13 protein-coding genes are annotated in these 20,842 nt (G+C 61.1%); 6 read left to right on the forward strand and 7 right to left on the reverse strand.

Annotated elements, in window-relative coordinates:
* Positions 1–24 precede the first annotated feature (24 nt).
* Positions 25–747, forward strand: a complete 723-nt coding sequence (locus ACN0XM_RS02955) for a Crp/Fnr family transcriptional regulator (RefSeq protein WP_417565423.1) — start codon at positions 25–27, stop codon at positions 745–747.
* Here the strand turns inward: ACN0XM_RS02955 and ACN0XM_RS02960 are convergent.
* Genes ACN0XM_RS02960 through ACN0XM_RS02970 form a run of 3 tightly spaced genes read right to left on the reverse strand, consistent with a single transcriptional unit; the run spans position 744 to position 3,377 of the window.
* Complete coding sequence (locus ACN0XM_RS02960) at positions 744–2,114, reverse strand: diguanylate cyclase domain-containing protein (protein ID WP_417565424.1); 1,371 nt, start codon at positions 2,112–2,114, stop codon at positions 744–746. The two genes, ACN0XM_RS02955 and ACN0XM_RS02960, sit on opposite strands and share 4 nt — an antisense overlap.
* A gap of 4 nt (positions 2,115–2,118) precedes the next feature.
* Positions 2,119–2,979, reverse strand: a complete 861-nt coding sequence (locus ACN0XM_RS02965; RefSeq protein WP_417565425.1) for an OmpA family protein — start codon at positions 2,977–2,979, stop codon at positions 2,119–2,121.
* Positions 2,976–3,377: a DUF4398 domain-containing protein gene (locus ACN0XM_RS02970; protein WP_417565426.1), complete on the reverse strand. Its 402-nt coding sequence runs from the start codon at positions 3,375–3,377 to the stop codon at positions 2,976–2,978. The genes ACN0XM_RS02965 and ACN0XM_RS02970 overlap by 4 nt, the downstream gene beginning before the upstream one ends.
* Positions 3,378–3,743: 366 nt before the next feature.
* Between ACN0XM_RS02970 and ACN0XM_RS02975 the strand changes: the two genes are divergently transcribed.
* The gene (locus tag ACN0XM_RS02975; RefSeq protein ID WP_417565427.1) at positions 3,744–4,001 is read left to right on the forward strand and encodes a chemotaxis protein CheB; all 258 of its coding nucleotides are present in this window, start codon (positions 3,744–3,746) and stop codon (positions 3,999–4,001) included.
* A 67-nt stretch (positions 4,002–4,068) separates the two neighbouring features.
* Here ACN0XM_RS02975 and ACN0XM_RS02980 read toward each other — a convergent pair whose 3' ends face one another.
* The 3 genes from ACN0XM_RS02980 to ACN0XM_RS02990 form a co-directional block, all read right to left on the reverse strand.
* The gene (locus ACN0XM_RS02980; RefSeq protein ID WP_417565428.1) at positions 4,069–4,383 is read right to left on the reverse strand and encodes a BON domain-containing protein; all 315 of its coding nucleotides are present in this window, start codon (positions 4,381–4,383) and stop codon (positions 4,069–4,071) included.
* 134 nt (positions 4,384–4,517) lie between these two features.
* Complete coding sequence (locus ACN0XM_RS02985) at positions 4,518–6,788, reverse strand: helicase C-terminal domain-containing protein (RefSeq protein ID WP_417565429.1); 2,271 nt, start codon at positions 6,786–6,788, stop codon at positions 4,518–4,520.
* Complete coding sequence (locus tag ACN0XM_RS02990) at positions 6,785–8,494, reverse strand: VRR-NUC domain-containing protein (RefSeq protein ID WP_417565430.1); 1,710 nt, start codon at positions 8,492–8,494, stop codon at positions 6,785–6,787. The genes ACN0XM_RS02985 and ACN0XM_RS02990 overlap by 4 nt, the downstream gene beginning before the upstream one ends.
* Positions 8,495–8,598: 104 nt before the next feature.
* Between ACN0XM_RS02990 and ACN0XM_RS02995 the strand changes: the two genes are divergently transcribed.
* The 4 genes from ACN0XM_RS02995 to recD all read left to right on the forward strand — a co-directional run bounded on the left by ACN0XM_RS02995 (position 8,599) and on the right by recD (position 18,732).
* Positions 8,599–8,931: an SDR family NAD(P)-dependent oxidoreductase gene (locus tag ACN0XM_RS02995; protein ID WP_417565431.1), complete on the forward strand. Its 333-nt coding sequence runs from the start codon at positions 8,599–8,601 to the stop codon at positions 8,929–8,931.
* A gap of 206 nt (positions 8,932–9,137) precedes the next feature.
* Positions 9,138–12,758, forward strand: a complete 3,621-nt coding sequence (gene recC / locus ACN0XM_RS03000) for an exodeoxyribonuclease V subunit gamma (protein WP_417565432.1) — start codon at positions 9,138–9,140, stop codon at positions 12,756–12,758.
* Entirely contained in the window at positions 12,755–16,468 is a 3,714-nt protein-coding gene (gene recB / locus ACN0XM_RS03005) for an exodeoxyribonuclease V subunit beta (protein WP_417565433.1), read from the forward strand. The genes recC and recB overlap by 4 nt, the downstream gene beginning before the upstream one ends.
* Complete coding sequence (gene recD / locus ACN0XM_RS03010) at positions 16,465–18,732, forward strand: exodeoxyribonuclease V subunit alpha (RefSeq protein WP_417565434.1); 2,268 nt, start codon at positions 16,465–16,467, stop codon at positions 18,730–18,732. The genes recB and recD overlap by 4 nt, the downstream gene beginning before the upstream one ends.
* A gap of 123 nt (positions 18,733–18,855) precedes the next feature.
* Here the strand turns inward: recD and ACN0XM_RS03015 are convergent, their stop codons facing one another.
* Positions 18,856–20,649 carry an ABCB family ABC transporter ATP-binding protein/permease gene (locus ACN0XM_RS03015; protein ID WP_417565435.1) on the reverse strand — a complete coding sequence of 598 codons (1,794 nt, stop codon included), beginning with the start codon at positions 20,647–20,649 and terminating at the stop codon, positions 18,856–18,858.
* Positions 20,650–20,842: the final 193 nt, after the last annotated feature.

The raw sequence follows: 20,842 nt of genomic DNA on the forward strand, positions 1-20,842 counted from the left end.
CATAGCTTCATCAGGGAGGTGACTATGCTTGATGCCCCAACCGCTCCCGAGCAGAATTATTTGTTGGCTGCTCTGCCGGACCGGGCCAAAAAACGGATTTTTCCAAAGCTCAAACTGGTAGAACTGAATCTCGGTGACGTCATTTACGAATCCGGGCAACCCATTGAATTCGTTTATTTTCCGACCAACTGCATCATTTCGCTGCTTTACGTGATGCTAGACGGCTCTTCTGCCGAAATTTCCGTGGTCGGCAACGAAGGCATGGCCGGCATTGCCGTATTCATGGGTGGAGAAAGTACCCCCACCCGGACGATCGTGCAAAGCAAAGGTTTGGCTTACCGGATGCTTTCCCCGGAACTCCGAGCTGAGTTCAACGAAGACCCCGACACGCGGTTCCTGTTACTACGCTACACCCAGGCGCTGATCACCCAGATGTCTCAGACTGCCGCGTGTAACCGCCACCACTCGATTGACCAGCAACTGTGTCGCTGGCTGCTGCTCTCTCTGGATCGCCTCCCGGACAATCACCTGACGATGACCCAGGAACTGATCGCCAACATGCTGGGCGTCCGACGCGAGGGTGTTACCGATGCCGCTGGCAAACTGCAGAAGCTCGGGGTGATTGAATACCATCGCGGCCACATCACGGTGAAGGATCGGCCCAGACTCGAAGCGCTTTGCTGCGAATGTTACGCCGTGGTCAGACGGGAGACAGACCGCCTAACCTCAAGCAACGTCAGGCTTTAGTTTTGGCCCCTAGGGCTCTCAGGAGTTGATACCAGACTGTCGGCAACAGGTCGCCGGTTCAATAGTTTGACCCGGTACATAGCCTTGTCGGCATTTTTTAAAAGCTCGTCGGCGGTGTCGCCATTGTCGGGATACACGCTCACCCCGACACTGAGCTGAAGCGCCACCTCGTGGCCACCGATAACCATAGGTACCGCCGCAGCTTCCCGAATCTTATCGGCAACGGCGTAGCCGTGATCCGGCTGGGCAATTTCCCCCAACAGCACCACAAACTCATCGCCACCATAGCGACAAACAGTGTCCGCCGCCCGCACACAGCTCTTCAGTCTGCCAGCCAGTGCCGAAAGGATGGCATCGCCATTGTCGTGGCCAAGAACGTCATTGATATTCTTGAAATTATCGAGATCAATAAACAGTAGGGCCATCTGTTTGCCATGGCGCCGTGCCAGTGCCAGCGACTGGTCAAATCGCTCGTAAAACGCGGTGCGATTATGCAGTCCGGTCAGCTCATCATGTTGCGCGAGGTGCGCCATACGGTCGGTGGTTGCCCGGGAAAAGCGGGCATCGTGAAATACGATGACCGCACCGGTCACCACGCCGAATCGGTTGTGGATCAGTGCCGCCGAGTCTTCGATGGCAAGTTCCACGCCGTCTCTGGCCACCAGCAGTGCGTTTGCCTCCAGGGCCACAACGCTGTCGGTCTGAATAGCTCGCCGGGCAGGGTCTGTCATCGGCTCACGGGTGGTCGCATCCACCACATGGAACACATCCCGCAAGGGCCGGCCGATGGCTTCCTGGTGGCTGTAACCGGTGAGTGTTTCTGCCACTCTGTTCATATAGGAGACCCGGCCCTCGATATCGGTGCACAACACCGCATCGCCGATGGAGTCCAGGGTAACCCGCACCCGTTCCTTTTCCTCGAACAGCTGCTTCTCGGCCTTTCTCCGTGCCTTCTCATGGGCTTTGTAGGTGCTGATATCTTCAATAGTGTGTACGCAGCAGTGGCCGGGCATGTCGTCAGTCATCAACGCCGCGTTCCAACGGGTCCAGACAATCTTGCCACTTGATGACTTTAACCGTGCTTCCCCCACGAAGGACTTGTGCCCCAGCACCACCGAATCCCAGTCCCGGACAACCCTTTCATGATCGTAAGGGTGAATGACCGCACTCCAGTGCGATCCAATCAGCTCGTCGCCAGACCAGCCACAAAGCTTCTGATAAGCGGCATTGCTGTAGAGGCATTTGCCATCCTGGTCTGTCACCAGGATGGCAAATGGCAGGGCATCACTCAGCGGATTACCCTTGCCCAGATCGCCACTGACGGTCGTAGCGGCCGCCAGCGGGAAAAAGTCTCTATATCGCTGCATGCCGTTATTCCCTGTTCTCAATGACAACCTCAACACGACGGTTCTGCTGGCGCCCCATGGCCGTATCGTTACTGGCCACAGGTCGTTCGAAGCCATAGCCAGACACCGACAGTCTGCTACTCTCGATGCCACGGTTTACCAGAAACCGCCGGACCGATTCGGCCCGTTGGCGGGACAGGGTCTGGTTGAAGGTGGCACTGCCGACGTTGTCGGTATGGCCTTCAATCAACACCTGGCGATCGGGGTACTGTTTGAGAAAGTTCACCAGTTTCTCCAGGTTCTGGTTTGTGCCGCCCTGAATCTCCGCACTGCCCGTGGCAAACAGCACATCACCCAGGGTCAGGACCAGCCCCCGCTCGGTCGCCTCGGCCTCAAGGGTGTCGATCTGACGCTGCAGTTCCTCGGCCTCACGGGCAGACATAGCGGCCGCCTGTGCTTGCGAGCTACGAGCACTCTCGGCCTCGGCGCGGGCCCGGTCTGCTTCCCTGGTTCGGGCCGCCAGTCGGGCCTCATCCCGTTGTTCGCCCAACAGCTCCCGCTCAGCTTCCAGTGATCCGGCTTTGCCTTTGGCACGGGCAATTTCGACCATCCGGTCTGCCATGTAAATCCGGTGAGCGGCCACCGCGTCGTCATCCACCGGCTGTTCGGCCAGTTCAACCGCCGCTTCCGCGTCGCGCAGTTCCACCCGGGCATGGGTCATCATGTCCGGATTCTGTTGCAGCTGCGTCAGCTTGGCGCGCACATCTTCCGAGCCTTCCGGGCTCGTCGGCGACATGGCGCATGCACTCAGCAGCAGCGAGGAAAGCAAAACCACGGCCCCGGTTTTCACGCCCGGAACCGGTTTCAAAAACGATGGAATCTTCATTGCTGATCTCCCTGACGCTGCATTTCTTCATCCAGAGCTTCGGCACCACGCCCCATTTCACGATTGATGGCTGCGGCCTTGGCCGCTTCCGTTCTCGCAATCGCCAGCTCGGCGGCAACTCGCGCCTGTTTGGCTAGGCGTTCGGCTTCGGCCATGCGTTCAGCTTCAGCGGCCTTGATCGCTGCGGCCATGTGCCGGTTCGCCTCTTCCAGCTCGGCCCCGGCATATTGCCGGGCTTCGGCCTGCTCGGCACTGGCAATGGCATCTCTGGCAGCATTCAGGGACTCCGTTGGCGGCAGCGGCGCAGACGCGCAGGCAACCAGGGTCAGTGTGGCGAACATCAAAGAAGTAGAAAGACCGATACGCCTGAACGCACACCGGATGGTATCGATATTCATAATAGGCTCCTTATGCCTCGGCATTGCGCTGACCTCGACGCTCAGCAACATTCCGTTACAAACACATTAGCCCTTGCCCTGCACATCTTCTGTTCGCTAACCCACACAGCGGAAGTCTCTTTTTCAAAAACCCCAGCACTAGCAATTCCGGTGCCCCAAGATGAAGTGGACTCTATTCACGTAACCCAGACGCCAGTTTCGGGAGGAATATGTTGGGGGAAATATGAAGGACACGGACGAATACCCGAATGCCGGCAGCTATGACCGATTGCGGTCCAGTGCCCGCGACCCGCACCAGGGCTGCGGCTTCCGGTGACAGCGTTTTGGCGATACTGAGGAAGCCACGATTCACACCGCGCAGCCCTGATGCGTGTTGCTGGTATTGGCGCCGTCGCCGGAAGCCTGGCATCGTTGGAAGACTCTTTCCGCAATACGCCTTCTGTTGCCAGCATGGCATTTCTGGTGGTGCAGCATCTGGACCCGACCCAGAAGACACTGCTGCCGGAACTCCTGCAACGGTATACCGAAATGCCCGTGCATAAAGCGGAGCAGAACATGCCCGTTCGTATGAATACAATCTACATGATCCCGCCGAACCGGGAGCGGCGGATCATGTGTTGCTGAGGTCTATGGGCCGGCCGCTGCGCCTGGCCGGAGGTCTGCCCAGTGCCTCTGAATTTCCCGTCAGCTGCTATTTGAGTTCCATTTCGTTGGCAACGGATTTCACGCCTTTCACACCACGGGCCACCCGAACGGCGGTATCGATGGCAGCCTGCGAGCTTACGAAGCCAGACAGCTGGACCACACCTTTGTAAGTCTCAACGTTGATTTCCGCGCTTTTCAGCGTCGGTTCATTGAAAATCGCCGCTTTTACCTTGGCGGTGATCACCGTATCGTCGATGTACTCACCAGTGCCTGAACTGGTTTCGGTCGAGGCACATCCGACAAACATTGCCACAAGCATCGCCACTGCCAGCATCGGGACCAGTCGAATTATACGTTCCATAGTTTGCTCTCCTATTTTGCCAACACCGACTCCCTTAAACCCCGGCGGGGCCATGCCTCGGCAGTTGACTGGCCGGGCACTTTTTTAATGTTAGCGTTACCTGCGCTTGGCGTCTGTTCGATGGCTAACACACGTTATGGACCAGCTTGGCTTTTCGGGAACCACCAACGAGGCAAAAGCCGATGGATCGCCGGCTGCAGAAACCGATCATCGATCAGCCAGATCACGCCCTCGTCCTCCGGCGTGCGAATGACACGCCCGGCGGCCTGGGCCACTTTCTGCAGGCCCGGAATCCGATAGGTGTAGTCATAGCCGGCGCCGAAACGCTGCTCCAGGCGGGCTTTCAGAATTTCGTGCCAGGCATCGAAGGGCGGCAGGCCCAGGGTCGCCACGAAGGCACCAATGAGCTGATCCCCAGGCAGGTCGATGCCTTCGCTGAACACGCCACCGAGTACTGCAAAGGCGACACTGCCCCCTGGCTCCCGGAAACCCGCGAGAAACGCCGCCCTCTGTTGGGGCGACATCCCCGGTTGCTGGGCCCGTTGGGGCACATCGGGGGCCTGATCGGCCAGGGTTTCACTCACCCGCCTGGCGTACTTGAAGCTGCTGAAGAACGCCAGGTAGTGCCCGGGCCGTTCCCGGAACTGGCGAGCGATCAAATCGGCAATCGGCTTGAATGACGCTTCCCGGTGACTCTGGCGGGTACTGATGCCCGGCGTGAAATGCACCTGCAGTTGATCCGCGCTGAACGGACTGGGCAGCGAGGTGAAACGCGAATCCTCGGGAAGGCCGAGCAGATCCCGGTAGTACACACCGGGGCTCAGGGTAGCCGAGAACAGCAGCACCGAGTCCGCCGCCTCAAACCGTTCCCGCAAAAAGTCCGCCGGTATCAGATTCTGGAGGGTCAGACTGGCCCGGCCCCGGCCGGCGCGCTGGAACTCACACAGGGAGTGATCGCCGAAGGTGTCCGCCAGTTTCATGAAGGCCACGCTTTCAAACAGCAGTTCCTGCAGCGCGAGGTCTGGCGGATTGTCGGCGAGGTAGTCGGAAAGAGTGGAAACCATGGCTTGCAGGGCGCCGAGCAACTGGGCCGGCAGGGACGCCAGAAAGACCGGCGTGTCATCCTCCCTCTGATGATCCCGGACCAGGCTTTGCCAGGCCCGGGCCGTGCGGTCAATCGCCGCTTTCAATGGCTTGGGCACAGTCCTTTTCAGCTTCAGCAATCGTTGCTGGTCCAGTCGCACCGAATACATGCCCCGGCCCCGGTCCACCAGGTTGTGGGCTTCATCCACCAGTACGCTGGCCTTCCAGTTATTCTGGCGAACCAGGCCGTGGAGCAGGGCGGACTGGTCGAACAGCCGATTCACATCGCCGATCACCACATCACTCCAGCGGGCCATTTCCTGGGCCAGAAAATAGGGGCAGATATCGTGTCCTGCAGCGATCGTCGCCAAAGTCACCTGATCAAGTGTCCCTTCGGTCTGGGCAGCCTCGGCCCGGGCATCGGGCAGCCGGTCAAAAAAACCTTTCGCCAGCGGGCAGGAATCGCCGTGGCAAGCTTTGTCCGGGTGTTCACAGGCGTCGTCTTTCGATACCAGCTCCAGGGTTCTCAGGGGCCAGGCAGGGGCGGCCTGGGCCGCGCGCAGGCGCGCCACCGCATCCATGGCAAGCTGGCGGGCGGTGTTGCGGCAGGTCAGGTAGAACAACCGATCCTGCTGTGCCGCCGGCATGGCCATCAACGCCGGGAACAGGGTGCCGAGCGTCTTGCCCAGGCCGGTCGGGGCCTCAAGCAACAAGGTGTCGGATTTCAGCGAGTTCTTGTAGACGGTCGCCGCCAACTGGCGCTGCCTGGGGCGGAATGCCGGAAAAGGAAACACCAGACGGGAAAGCAGGGCATCCCGCTGCTCCCGGTGATGGTTTTCCTGTTCCGCCCAGGCCTTGTAAAGGCCACACAGAGCTTCCAGCTCCTGCCAGAGTTCGTCGGCGCCGGCGCTTTCCACCACCGGTGTTTCCTTGTCCTTACCGGTATCGTAGTAGATCAGCACCAGTTCCAGCGTTTTCCGGTTTTCCTGCCGGCACAGCAGGGCGCCATAGGCCCGCAACTGGGCCCGATGGAGCGCCCGTTGGTGCTCACGGATACGGGACAGGTCGCCCCGGTGGGTCTTGATCTCTTCCAGTCGTCCACGGTGCGGGTTATAGACATCCGCACGCCCGGAAAGCTCTATTCCCAAGCATTCACCAGTCAGTAAATACTCGCTTTTATAACCGTAACCCCGCCGGGACTGGATGGCCTGGTGGCCGGCAATGCCCTCTTGGGCACTGGGTGCCGGCGTGTAGCGAAAATCCAGATCACCCTGGCGGGCGGCGAACTCACAGAGCGTGCGGATGGCAACCTTGGCCGTCATCCCGCCACCTCATTTTCCTGCCAGCGCACGTAGCACACGCTCGCGGGAATGCCCTCAGCGGCGAAAAACTCAAGCCAGCGGATCTGGTGGTCCTGCAGCCGGTCACCCGGGCCTTTCACTTCGATCATTTCGTATTGGCGATCAGGTCCTGTGTTGCCAGGGTGAAACCGGATCAAATCCGGAAAACCGCTGCGGTGTTCCCGGATGTTCAGCAACAGGCGCCGGAACATGTGCTCGAGGTCCGCAGGGGCGATGCAATCCAGCGCCAGATTCAGCACCTCTTCGGTCACTACGGGCCAGATTACGAAGGGGTTGGCAATGCCCTGTTTGGCCTCATAGGTCTCGAGAATCCGCTCTCGGTAGCTGCCATCATGCAGCGAGGCGAAACACCGATCGAAAGACGCCTGGCGACGGGCCACGAAATCTTCCCGGGTCAGGTCCGCCGGCGCCACGTGAAACGGATGGAAAAAGGCACCCGGCACGGGCGCAAAGACGGTCGGCCAGCACAACAGCCCGAACAGGCCGTTAATCAGGGTGTTCTCCACATAGAACACCGGCGATTCGTCCCGCCACAGATGGTGTTGCACGGCGAATTCCACCGAGCCCAGCGCCGGTTTTGGCAGGGTCAGGATGAATTCCCGGATGGAGGGCGGCGTGAGAGAGGGCGGAGAGGGTTCACCCAGCTTGGCGGCAAGGCGTTTCAGAATGCGGGCCAGTCCCTGGGCTTCGGCGTCACTCAGCTGCTGGGTTTGCCACTGTGAGGCGAGGGCCCAGGCTTCCCCGTGACGTTTCATCCGCTCCAGCAACCGAAGCTGCTTTAGCCGCGCTTCCCGGTGGCCGCTGGTGCCCAGTGCCTGCAGGGCCAGCTCCCGTTCGCCCTGACGTTCCGCCTGCCGGCCCAACTCCAATAACAGCCGGTCGCGGCGGCCGGTCAACCAGGCGTTGTCCGAAGGCGCCGGCACCTCCGGCCAGACCTCACGGGCGGGCACACCCTCATCCAGCCATGCCCGGCACTGGTGCATCGTCAGGTACAGATCCACCTCCCACCGATGCTGGAACGCCCGGGAATCCGGGGTGAAGGTCACCGGTTCGTAACGCTGATGGCCCAGTTCCACCAGCACGAAGTCGGACCAGCTCTGGCGCAGGTTGCCGAAGAACATGAGCCGGACCCGGTCAAACAGCGCCATGTGGTTGATGCAAACAACCGGTGGCATGTCCATCCCAAGCCAGTCCGCCAGCGGCAGCGCGTCGGGAAAAGATTGCTGCAATACCTCCAGCATTTGCCCTTTCGGCAGGGTTTTCGGCCATCCCGCTTCCTGCAGCGCCGCTGCGAACACCGGGCGCAATTCCCCCAGGGTATACAGACGAAACAACTGGTCGAGGGTGAGCAAAGGTTCCGCATCCAGCCAGCAGCCCGCCACCAGTTCTTCCAGCGCTTCGCTTTCCGGCACGCCGAGTTCCGGGTAGCGCAGTTTATCGGCACGAAACAGTTCACCCGTACGCATCACCATCCGGGTCAGCAGCGCCCGTGCCGGCAATGAAAGCGCCTGAAATGCTCTCAGCCGGTCCTGCTCTTCCGTGGTCAGCAAATCGGCGTGGTGACTCAACACCCAGCCGACCACGGTCTCCATGTTTTCGAGGTAATACAGCGGATTCTCGAGATCTGCCGTACCCGGTCTGATGTCCATCGGACTCTGAAATGCCATAGCCTGGTTCAGTTCTCTCGCAAGTAACCCCGGGATTTAAGCAGCCGCAATGACCCGGGTGGGTGGCGTAAACGTATCGACAGGTTCGATTACAGGAGAACCCCATGACCGCACCCATTCTAATCACCGGCGCAGGCCAGCGCATTGGCCTGGCCTTTGCCAGAGCCTGCCTTGAACAGGGCCAGCCCGTTATCGTTACCTATCGCAGCTACCAGCCAGCGGTCGATGCCCTGCAAAAGGCCGGTGCCGATTGCATCCACGCGAATTTTGCCACGAATGACGGGATTGATGCGTTTGTTGACACCCTCAAGACCAAAACCGACCGCCTGAGGGCCATTATCCACAACGCCTCGGACTGGCTGGCCGAAAGCGATGAGTCCGACCCGTACATGACCGGACGGACTATCGCCCTGGATGGCGGCCGCCACTTGGTGTGAGCAACTCAGATACCGAATCAGGCCGGGAGCAGGCGAACGCCGGCAATTTTCCAGGCGCTCGTTTCATTGGCTTCAGCTAATCGCCACGACCCGTTAATCTGTAGCTGAGCTTTACTGCAATCAGCCATTTCAGACTGTCCGCATCTATGGTCACATACGGTAACCTGTGGCATCAGGATTGAACTGCACACCAGACAAGGAAACCCATGGCCGCTCCGTCCATCGATAAGCCCGCCGCCATCGAACCCGGCTTTCACGCCATCCACGCCAACCACCTGGAAGACCTGCGCCGGGCGGTCGTGTACATCTGTCGGCAGAATCCGATGCCACCGCTGCAGAGCGAGACCTTTCTGGTGCAGAGCAACGGCATTGCCCAGTGGCTGAAACTGGCACTGGCGGAGAAGCGCACGGAGGATGGCATGGAAGGCGGGCTGGGCATTGCCGCCGGCATGGATTTTCTGTTCCCGGCCCGATTTATCTGGCAGGCCTACCGGGCCGTGCTGCCGGACGGGGAAGTGCCCGAGCAGTCGCCCTTCGATAAGCGCCGGCTGGTGTGGCGGCTTTACCGCTTGCTGCCGGAGCTGGTGGGGCAGGACGACGCCTTCACTCCCTTGGCGCGGTTTCTGGAGGGCTCCGACCCGGATCTGCGTAATTTCCAGCTGGCGGAGAAAGTGGCGGATCTGTTCGATCAATACCAGGTGTTCCGGGCCGACTGGCTGGCGGCCTGGGAGCAGGGCAAGGATGTGATCATCACCGCCCGGGGCGAAGAAAAGGCCCTGGACCCGGAAACCCGCTGGCAACCGTTACTCTGGCGTAAGCTGGTGGACGACGTTGGCGACGCCGCCGACACCAGCCGCTCACAAATCCACACCCGTTTCATGGAGCAGGGCCAGCGCATCAGCGCTCCGGCCAATCCGGCCCGGCTGCCCAAACGCATTGTGGTGTTTGGCGTGTCATCACTGCCCCGGCAGGCGCTGGAAGCCTTGTACGTTCTGAGCCGGTTCAGCCAGGTGGTGCTCTGTGTTCACAACCCCAGCCAGTTCTACTGGGCCGATATCATCAGCGACCGGGAACTGCTGAAGGCCGAGCGTAAGCGGGGCGCGGCCCACCCGGTACTCTCACAGATTGATGATCCGGACCAGCTGCACCAGCACGCCAACCCGCTATTGGCGGCCTGGGGCAAGCAGGGCCGCGACTATATCCGGCTGCTGGACGAATTCGACAACCCCGAAGAGTATCGGGACAGCTTCCGGACGCCGGACCAGAAAATCGACATCTTCTCGGAACACGGTGCCGGCGAGAAACCCTGCCTGCTGCACCAGCTGCAAAACGACATCCACAACCTGACGCCGTTGCAGGAAGTCCGCGAGCAGGAGCGCCAGCTGGATCTGAGCCACGACCATTCCCTGGTGTTCCACAATGCCCATGGCCCCCAGCGGGAAGTGGAAATTCTGCATGACCAACTATTGGCCGCTTTCAATTCTGATCCCGATCTTCGGCCCCGGGATGTGATCGTGATGGTGCCGGACATCAACGTCTACGCGCCCCACATTCAGGCGGTATTTGGCCGCTACCAGCCCGGCCGCAAGCGCCACATTCCCTTTACCATTTCCGACCAGGGCCAGCGCCACCACGAACCGGTGCTGATTGCCCTGGAAACCCTGATGTCGCTGCCTCGCAGCCGGTTCGGCGTCAGTGAAATCATCAGCCTGCTGGAAGTGCCCGGCATCCGGGACCGCTTTGGCATCCGCGAAGACGAGATTCCCCTGGCCCGGCGCTGGGTGGAGGGCGCCAACATCCGCTGGGGGCTGCACGGCCAACACCGGGAAAGCCTGGATTTGCCGGCCGACCTGGAGCGAAATACCTGGCAGTCCGGCCTGCGGGCCATGCTGCTGGGTTACGGCATGGGCGACGACGAACCCTGGGCCGGCGTGGAGCCCTATGGCGAAATCGGTGGGCTGCAGGCCAGTCTGGCCGGGCGCCTGAGTGAGTTTGTACACCAGCTGGAAACCCTCTGGCAGGCACTGCAAAGCACCCGAAGCCCTGGCGACTGGGACATCCTGTTCTCGGACATGCTCGGGCAGTTCTTCCACAAAGTCGAGGGCAGGGATCTGTTGCTGCTCAACCGGTTCCGCCGCCAGTTGGAGCAGTGGCTGGAGGACGCCATGGCCGCCGGTCTGGACACTCAACGCCTGCCCCTGAACATCGTCAAGGATGTGCTGCTTGAAGGCCTGGACGAAGGCGGCCTGAATCAGCGCTTCCTGGCCGGCAAGGTGAACTTCGCCACCCTGATGCCGATGCGGGCCATTCCTTTCCGTAAGGTCTGTTTGTTGGGCATGAACGATGGTGATTACCCGCGCTCCCGGCCGCCGGTGGATTTCGACCTGATGGCGCAGGATTATCGGCCAGGGGACCGCTCCCGCCGCGAAGACGACCGCTACCTGTTCCTGGAAGCGCTGCTGTCGGCCCGGGAACAGTTGTACATCAGTTGGGTAGGGCGCAGCATCAAGGACGATTCCGAGCGGCCACCGTCGGTGCTGGTGAGCCAGCTGCAGGACCATCTGGACAGTCTGTGGTCCGTGGCCGGCCAACCGGATGCCAAGGTCACCAAAGCCCTGACCACCCAACACCCGCTGCAACCCTTCAGCCGGGACTACTTCCCGAGAGCCAATGGCATGGGCGAAGGCGGGGGTGATGGTGAACTCAGTGCACCCAGACCACTGGCCCAGGTGCTGCAGGCCCGCAACCTGTTCACCTACGAGCGGGAATGGCGCAGCGCCCATGGCGTTGAAACCGCGGAACAGGTGCAGGACGCACTGCCGTACCAGGCGCCGGAGGAGCCCATCAGCCTGAACGATCTGGCCGGCTTCCTGAAAAAGCCCATCGACACCTTTTATCAGCGACGCCTGCAGGTGCGCTTTGACGATGTGGAAGACGACGACACCGACAACGAAAACTTCGACCTGAACGGCCTGGATCGCTGGCGCCTGGATAACGAATTGATTCACGAAGGCCTGCTGAAGGCCCGCTCCGAAGAAGAGCTGCACGAACGCCTGGAGACCACTCTGGACCGCATGGCCCGCCGGGGCGACCTGGGCATGGGAGTGACCGAGCACCGCCTGCGCACGGAGCTGTCGGGACGTTTGCCGGATCTGTTTGAGCGTTACCAGAGCGCGTTAACCCAATGGCCGGAAGCCGTGGCCGAGCCCTTGCCCTTCGACTACCGGCTTGAAAACGCGAGCGGAGCCGTGGACGTGGTAGATCTGATCGACGGCTTGCGCTGCAATCCCGGCGGCCAGCTGTGCCGCTTGGTGGTGGCCAGTTCCGGCCTGCTGACCGGCTCCGGTTACAGCAAGAAAGTACGTTATGCCAACCTGATGCGGGACTGGGTGATTCACCTGGCCGGGCAGCTCAGCGCCCAGCCGTTTGAAACCCTGATTCTGGGCAAGGAAGAAGGCCGCAAGTTCCGCTTTGCGCCGATCGCACCGGAATCGGCGAGGGAGTATCTCGACGCAATTCTCAACCGCTGGATGGACGCCACCACCCGGGCACTGCCTATTCACTGCGATGCCGGATTTGCCTGGATTTACAGCTTCTATCAAAGCAAGAAATTCCTGGGCGACCACGAGCGGGCCATCAGCGATGCGGAACAGGCCTACAGCACCGCTCTGGAACGGGATACCGGATACCTGCGAGGGGCCTTTGAAAACGCCGAGCTGCTGATGGCCAGCGGCGAATTCGAAGCTCTGTTGCATGAGCTCTATGTACCCCTGTGGGAAGCGGAGCAGGGCAAGTCTGCGGCAGAGCAGATCGGGAGTGTGGAATGACCAATTTTAACCCCAACCTGGACCCGTTGGCGCTGCCCCTGAACGGCAGTGCCCTGATCGAGGCCAGTGCCGGCACCGGCAAAACCTTCACCATCGCCATCCTGTATGTGCGCCTGGTGCTGGCTCATGGCCAGACTGAAGACAGTCCGCTGCAGAACCTGCTGCCACCCAACCTGTTGGTGGTGACCTTTACCGAGGCCGCCACCAAGGAACTTCGGGATCGTATCCGCACCCGGCTGACCCAGGCCGCCGAGGTGTTCTCCGATGCCCCTGACGAGCCCGAGCCACCGGCGGAAACCGCGCTCATCTACCAATTGCGCAATGACGGCTACCCGGACCCGGCCACCTGGCCAGACTGCCGCAAGAAGCTGCTGCTGGCCGCCGAATGGATGGACGAGGCAGCGGTGTCCACCATCCACAGTTTCTGCAACCGCATGCTCAGCGAACACGCCTTCGACAGTGGCAGCCTGTTCAAGCTCACCCTGGAAACCGACCAGGGGGAACTGCTGGACGACGTCGCCCGGGATTACTGGCGGACCTTTGTTTACCCGCTGCCCCCGGCACTGATGGACGAAGCCCTGAGTCACTGGAAAACCCCCGCTGCCCTGCGCAAGGCCGTGCGCAACCTGATCGATGACCCGGACAGCCTGGGCACTCCGCCGGACAGTGTTCACCAGGCCATCAACCGGGTGGTCAGCCAGCGACAGACACGCGCTCAGGAGCTGAAAGCGCACCCCTGGGCGCAGTGGCAGGGCGAGGTGTCTGACCTGCTCAACGACCTGAACAGGGGCAAGCGGCTCCACGGTGGCAGCAAGAACGCCATGCTCAAGGTCTGGGACGCTCTGATCGCGTGGACCGAATCCGACGAGCTGTTGCCGGACAAGCTCGACAGTGCCGCCGGTTTCAAAAACCAGACTCCCGAAGGCCTGGACAACATCCTGAAAGGGGAGGACCCCGCGCCCCTTCACCCGGCCTTCGACGCCGTCGAAGAACTCATGGCCTTCGGTCAGAGTCAGCCCAGTGCCAAGTCCGACATCCTGCGCCACGCCAGCCACTGGATCGCCAAACGACTGGAATCGGAAAAGCAGAAACGCTCGGAAATGGGCTTTGACGACTTGCTCTCCCGTCTGGACGATGCCCTGCACGGGCCCCGGGGCGACCAACTGGCCGCTACCATCCGCCGCCAGTTCCCGGTGGCACTGATCGACGAATTCCAGGATACCGACCCGGTGCAGTACCGCATTTTCGACCGGATCTATAACGTGGCGAATGCCGACCCGAGTACCTGCCTGCTGATGATCGGCGATCCCAAACAGGCCATCTACGGCTTCCGCGGTGCGGACATCCATACCTACCTGCAGGCCCGCCAGGGCGTGAAAGAACGCACCTGGACCCTGGGCAGGAATTTCCGTTCCGCCAAACCCATGGTGGCGGCCGTTAACCGGGTGTTCGAACACAGCGACCAGCACAGCCGCGACGGTGCCTTCCTGTTCGGCAAAGGCGATACCTCGCCGCTGCCCTTCCAGGGCGTGGCGGCCAACGGTACCAAACGCCATTGGTCGGTGAACGGGGAACTGCAGCCGAGCCTGACGTTCTGGACCCACGAATCCGGAGAAGAGGGCAAAGATGGCAACCCGAAAGGCCTGGCCAAAGGCACCGTCACCGCCGAGGTGGCGGAAACCTGCGCCAGCGAAATTGCCCGGCTGCTGACCCTGGGACAGGCGGGACAGGCCGGCTTCGCCGCGCCGAACAAGCCGGATGATCTGGAGCCGGTCGCCCCCAAAGACATCGCCATTCTGGTCAATAACCGCACCGAAGCCGGTGCGGTGCGGGATGCCCTGGGCCGCCGGCGGATCAAGAGTGTGTACCTTTCAGACCGGGATTCGGTGCTGATGTCACAGGAAGCCAGGGAAATGCTGTGCTGGCTGCGCGCCTTCGCCGAACCGCGGCAGCTGGCCTACATTCGCGCGGCTCTGGCCACGCCCACGCTGGGCCAGTCCTGGCAGGGCCTGGATCAGTTGCTCACCGACGAGCTCGCCCTGGAGCGGGAAATCGAACGGTTTATGGGGTACCAGCAGCAATGGCAGAAACAGGGTGTGCTGCCAATGCTGCGCAGCTTCCTGATGGATTTCGGGGTACCCGGCCGGTTACTGCAACGGGCTGATGGCGAACGGCGGCTGACCGACGTCCTCCACATTGCCGAACTGCTTCAGCAGGACAGCCTGCAACTGGATGGGGAACATGCCCTGGTGCACCACTTCACCCAGATTCTGCGGGCCGCCGACGAGGAAGACGAACATCGCACCCTGCGCCTGGAAAGCGACGCCGGGCTGGTGAAAGTGATTACCGTGCACAAATCCAAGGGCCTGGAATACCCACTGGTGTTCCTGCCTTTCGGTACCGCGTATCGGGCCCAGAGTGAAAAGCAGGCGTTTGTGCGCTACCACGATAACCAGGGCCAACTGATCACCGTGTTCGATCCAACCCCTGAAGACGTCGCCAAAGCGGACCAGGAGCGCCTGGGCGAGGATATTCGTAAGCTCTACGTGGCCCTGACCCGGGCCCGGTTTGCCACCTGGGTCGGCGCTGGGGCCCTCGACAACTGGCAACAGAGTGGCCTGGGCTATCTGATCGCCGGTGCAGCCCAGAGCCGGATCACCGACTGCCTGGCCCGCCTGGCCGAAGGCCGACCGGAAATTATCGTAGCCCCGTTGCCGGAAGCCGAAACGACACAATACAACGAACCTGCGCCGGAAGCCCTGGGCCCCGCACTGGAATCCAGCCGTGAGGCGAAAGAGGACTGGTGGATTGCCAGTTACTCGTCCATCGAGTACACCGGTATGGCAGGCACCGGCATCGCCTTCACTGGTGAAGTCGAGGATGCCCAACTCCAGAACTTGCTGGAAGAAAGCGCCCAGGACGAAGGCGACGAACCCCCGTCGGTTCCGGACCATCGCAACCACCACAACTTTCCCAAAGGCGCCGGCCCCGGCACCTTCCTGCACGAACTGCTGGAATGGTGCAGCCAGCATGGCTTCCAGCGGGTTGTGGATAACCCCGCCCTGCTCCGGGAACAGCTCACCCGCCGGTGCGGCACCCGCGGCTGGGGCGACTGGGTGAAACCGCTGGAACGGTGGTTACTGGCATTGATCACCCGGCCACAGCAGCTGAGACGCTCTGGCAACGAAAGCGTGAGCCTCGCAGACCTGACCACCCTGCGCCCGGAACTGGAGTTCTGGTTCGAAAGCCGAAACGTCAGCACCCGCAAGCTCGACCAGCTGGTGACCGGCTACACGCTGAATGGCGCCGACCGGCCCGGGGTGGAAGAGAACAGCTTCAACGGCATGTTAAAGGGCTTTATCGATCTGGTGTTTGAATACAACGGGCAGTATTACGTGCTCGACTACAAGTCCAACACCCTGGGGGAGAACGACAACGCCTACACCGATCAGGCCATGGGTGATGCCATTTTGAGTAAACGCTACGACCTGCAATATGTGCTCTACCTGTTGGCCCTGCATCGCTTGCTCAAAGCCCGGCTGCCCGGTTACGACTATGACCAGCACATCGGCGGCGCGGTATACCTGTTCCTGCGCGGGGTGAATTCGGCCAGCGGAGGCGCCTTCACTGACAAGCCACCGAAGGCCCTGATGGAACAACTCAATGCCCTGTTTGATGGTGAGACCGTGTCAGGGGAGGTGATCGCATGAGCCGCACTCGCACTCGCACCCACAATTCCGAAAACCAGATCACGCTGGATTTGGGGGATGACAACGCGGCGGCCGCTCCGGCGCCAATAGCCGAATACGCAGCTGTGGATAAATCCGGCTTGCTGGCCAGCCTCGACCAGACCGATACCTTGCTGCAGCAATGGCAACAGGCGGAATGGATTCGACCCCTGGATGTGGGTTTTGCCCGGCTGATTTGTCAGCTGTCGGAAGAGCAGGGCGAAGCTCCGAGCCCATTGGTTCTGCTGCTGGCAGCATTGACCTCTCATCAGGTGGGCCGGGGCCATGTCTGTATTGATCTGGCCAACCTGCTGGCCGATGCCGGCGACACCCTGTCGCTGCCGCCGGAGGAGCCGGTTCGCGGTACCCTCACCGAGTCCGAAGCCGCTGAGCTGAGCCAGCTGAAACCCGGTGATTTGCTTGCGCGGGTAACCTTGGCGGACTGCCAAAGCGCCCTGATCGAATCTTTGGCGGTAAGTGATGGCTCACTAACGACTCCGCTGGTGTTGCAGGAGACCCGGCTCTACCTGCGCCGTTTCTGGCGTTATGAACAGCGCATTGCCGACGGTATCCTGCAACGCCTGGCCCTGCCAACACCCCTGGCGGACCCGGCGTCCGCCGCGGCCCAAACCCTGTCGGAGGCGCTTGGCCAACTGTTCCAGTCACCGGAACCGGTGGATTACCAGAAACTGGCCTGCGCCCTCGCTGCCCGTAACCGCTTCGCCGTGATCACCGGCGGCCCCGGCACTGGCAAGACCACCACGGTTGTGAACCTTTTGGCAGCGCTGCAGGCGGTTGCGGGGCAATCGCCTGAACGCGCCGGCCGCAAATACCGCATTCGTCTGGCCGCACCCACTGGTAAGGCCGCCGCCCGCCTGAACGAATCCATTGGCAGTGCTGTCAATCGTCTGCCACTGGATAAACTGCCGGGCAAGGTACAGCTGGAGGACATTCCCACCCGGGTCACTACCCTGCACCGCCTGCTCGGCAGTCGGCCGGATACCCGCAGGTTCCGCCACCATCGGGATAACCCGCTGTTGGTGGATATTCTGGTGATCGATGAAGCCTCGATGGTGGATGTCGACCTGATGGCCTCGGTGTTCAACGCCCTGCCCGCCAAGGCCCAACTGATTCTGCTGGGTGACAAGGACCAGCTGGCCTCCGTGGATGCCGGTGCGGTACTGGGTGAACTGTGCCAGCGCGCTCTGAAGGCGCATTATGCCCCGGAGACCGCCCGGTGGCTGGCGGCCGTCACCGGCGATACCGTTCCGGACACCCTCATCGACCCGAATGGCCAACCCATGGACCAGGCGGTGGCCATGCTGCGCAAGAGCTATCGGTTCCAGGACGACAGTGGCATTCGCAAGCTGTCGGAAGCGGTCAACACAAGCGCCCTGGACAGCGCGGTGTTGCGCCAGATCCAGAAGGCGGAGTTCCAGGATGTGATCTGGCTCAATGGCCACACCCCAAAACCCGATCCGGAAGCAACCCTGGCCCAGATCTGCCACCACGCCATCACCGGCTCACCCCAGGCGTTTCGTAACGCCGGGCAGGGGCGGGTAGTGAATGGCAAGGAACTGCCACCGCCAGTCGGTTATCGCCATTATCTGGAACAGATGCAGAATCATGACCTGACCGACACCAGCCCCCGGGACGACTGGGATGCCCTGGCGGTTCGGGTGCTTGAGGCCTTCAACGACTTCCAGATTCTCTGTGCCCTGCGCAAAGGCCCCTGGGGAGTGGAAGGCCTGAACGACCGGGTAGCCCGGCAGCTGCTGGCGGAAAAGATGATCCCGAGAGCGGACGGCTGGTACGCCGGCCGGCCGGTTCTGGTCACCGGCAACGACTACAACCTGGGCCTGATGAATGGGGATATCGGCATCACCTTCAACGTACCCTGGGACCGGACCGACTCCGGTAAGGCCGGGGAAACTCTTCGAGTCGCCTTCCCCAGCGGCGACAGCACCGGTGGCATCCGCTGGATTTCGCCCAGCCGGCTGCAGCAATTGGAAACCGTGTACGCCATGACCGTGCACAAATCCCAGGGTTCCGAATTCAACCACACTTGCCTGGTGCTGCCGGACCGGCTCAGCCCGGTGCTCACCAAAGAGCTGATCTATACCGGCATCACCCGGGCGAAAAACTGGTTCAGCCTGATCACCGGCGATGCCCAGGTGCTGAAAGACAGCGTGGGGCAGCAGGTGGTGCGTGCCTCCGGGCTGGCACTTCGGCTTGGAGAACGTTAATACCCAGGCTTGATGCGACAGTAAGGGGAGGGCCCCTTCCAAAACCGTGCGGAGCCAGGGATGGCGGAGCCCGAGCGTCACATGGATGTGCCGAAGGAGCGTGTTTTGGAAGGGGCCCTCCCCTTACTGTTCGCCACTCCGGTGCTGCTGCTCCCAAAGATGGGCGTAGTGGCCACCGGCAGCCAGCAACTGGTCATGGCTGCCGCTTTCCACAATCCGGCCGCCATCCATCACCAGAATGGTGTTGGCGTCACGGACGGTGGACAGGCGGTGGGCAATCACCAGGGTCGTGCGTTGCTGGCTGACTTCCTTCAGGGCACCCAGAATCGCCTGTTCCGACAGCGAATCCAGAGAGGAAGTGGCCTCATCCAGAATCAGCAACGGCGGGTTCTTGAGAATCACCCGGGCAATGGCCACCCGTTGTTTCTCGCCACCCGACAATTTCAAACCACGCTCGCCCACTCTGGTTTCATAGCCGTCCGGCAGGCTTTGGATGAAATCTTCCAGATGGGCCAGACGGGCTGCCCGGTATACCTCTTCCTCTGAGGCCTGGGGCTTGCCGTAGGCCAGGTTTCGGTAAAGGGTGTCATTGAACAGAACCGTATCCTGGGGCACCACGCCAATGGCCGATCGCAGACTGTCCTGGGTGACCTGCCGGATATCCTGACCATCAATGCAGATCGTACCGCTGTCCACATCGTAGAAACGGAAGAGCAGGCGGGCGAGAGTGGATTTGCCGGCACCACTGGCGCCCACCACCGCCACCGTATGGCCGGCCGGAATGGTAAAGTTCACATCCTGAATAATCGGGCGGTCCGGGCGATAGGCAAAGTGGATGTGTTCAAAGCGAACCTCAGCGTTATCCACAGCCAGTGCCTTGGCGTCTGGTGCATCCTGGATGGCCGGCTCGTCCCCGAGCAGCTTGAACAGGCGCTCGACATTCACCAGCGCCTGGCGGATTTCCCGGTAGACAAACCCCAGGGCGTTCAGGGGAATGAACAATTGCAGCAGGTAGGCGTTGATCATGGTGAAGTCACCCAGGGTGATTTCACCACTGGCCACTTCCCGGACCGCCATGGCCATAATCACGATCATGGCCAGGCCGATTATCAGCGCCTGGCCCGAGTTCAGGGCCGCCAGGGACAACCGGTTTTTCAGGCGGGCCTGTTCCCAGTCCTCCAGATCGACGTCGTATAACTGCGCTTCATAGCGTTCATTGTTGAAGTATTTTACGGTTTCATAATTAAGCAGACTGTCTATCGCCCGCGAGTTGGACTGGTTATCCCGGGCATTGGCTTCCCGCACGAATTTGGTACGCCACTCGGTGATCTTGATGGAAAAGACCACATAAACCACCACAGCCACCAGTATGGCCACCACATACCCCACGTTGAAGGCGACAAACAGGATGCCGGCGACCATCAGGATTTCCAGAAGGGTAGGAACGATATTGAACAGGGTAAACCGCAGCAAAAAGCTGATGCCGTTAGTGCCCCGCTCGATATCCCGGGCCAGACCGCCGGTTTTCCGGTCCAGGTGAAAACCCAGCTCCCGCTGGTGCAGATGCTCAAAAATCCGCAACGACACCCGCCGCATGGCCCGCTCCGCCACCCGGGCAAACACTGCATCCCTCAGCTCGTTAAACAGGGTTGCCCCGAAGCGCAGGGAACCATAGGCCACCACTAGCACTACCGGAATCCATAACAGCATGTCCTCGGCACGGGTCTGGTCCAGATAGTCCACGATGTACTTGAGGGCTAGGGGTGTGGCGACTGTTGCCAGCTTGGCCAGAATCAGAAAGCCTAAAGCCAGCAGCACACGCCCCCTGAATTCGGCGAGATAGGGCCAAAGGCCAGCGATCAGCTTCCAGTCTGGTTTGTGGTCAGCGGGATAGTCGTTATCGGCGTAGGCTCTCACTGTTGAGAATAACTCCAAGGTTGGGGAGCGCGCGTGGGTGGTTGGGTCTTCCGGGACCGTCAAAAGCCATGGATGGCTTTTGACGAGCGTACAGGGACGTATTTACAGCGTGTCCCGGAAGACCCAACCACCCACGCGCGCTCTACCCGGATGTATGATAGGTCTTGTTACAAGTACAAACTGTATTGATGCC

The organism is Marinobacter sp., from assembly GCF_048269445.1.
Lineage (GTDB): Bacteria > Pseudomonadota > Gammaproteobacteria > Pseudomonadales > Oleiphilaceae > Marinobacter.

What these genes read in the sequence shown, in the direction of transcription:
- ACN0XM_RS02995 (WP_417565431.1), top strand. Translation starts at nt 8,599, where the DNA reads ATGACCGCACCCATTCTAATCACCGGCGCAGGCCAGCGCATTGGCCTG.
- recB (WP_417565433.1), top strand. Translation starts at nt 12,755, where the DNA reads ATGACCAATTTTAACCCCAACCTGGACCCGTTGGCGCTGCCCCTGAAC.
- ACN0XM_RS02975 (WP_417565427.1), top strand. Translation starts at nt 3,744, where the DNA reads ATGCGTGTTGCTGGTATTGGCGCCGTCGCCGGAAGCCTGGCATCGTTG.
- ACN0XM_RS02985 (WP_417565429.1), bottom strand. Translation starts at nt 6,788, where the DNA reads ATGACGGCCAAGGTTGCCATCCGCACGCTCTGTGAGTTCGCCGCCCGC.
- ACN0XM_RS02970 (WP_417565426.1), bottom strand. Translation starts at nt 3,377, where the DNA reads ATGAATATCGATACCATCCGGTGTGCGTTCAGGCGTATCGGTCTTTCT.
- ACN0XM_RS02965 (WP_417565425.1), bottom strand. Translation starts at nt 2,979, where the DNA reads ATGAAGATTCCATCGTTTTTGAAACCGGTTCCGGGCGTGAAAACCGGG.
- ACN0XM_RS02980 (WP_417565428.1), bottom strand. Translation starts at nt 4,383, where the DNA reads ATGGAACGTATAATTCGACTGGTCCCGATGCTGGCAGTGGCGATGCTT.
- ACN0XM_RS02990 (WP_417565430.1), bottom strand. Translation starts at nt 8,494, where the DNA reads ATGGCATTTCAGAGTCCGATGGACATCAGACCGGGTACGGCAGATCTC.
- ACN0XM_RS02960 (WP_417565424.1), bottom strand. Translation starts at nt 2,114, where the DNA reads ATGCAGCGATATAGAGACTTTTTCCCGCTGGCGGCCGCTACGACCGTC.
- recD (WP_417565434.1), top strand. Translation starts at nt 16,465, where the DNA reads ATGAGCCGCACTCGCACTCGCACCCACAATTCCGAAAACCAGATCACG.
- ACN0XM_RS02955 (WP_417565423.1), top strand. Translation starts at nt 25, where the DNA reads ATGCTTGATGCCCCAACCGCTCCCGAGCAGAATTATTTGTTGGCTGCT.
- recC (WP_417565432.1), top strand. Translation starts at nt 9,138, where the DNA reads ATGGCCGCTCCGTCCATCGATAAGCCCGCCGCCATCGAACCCGGCTTT.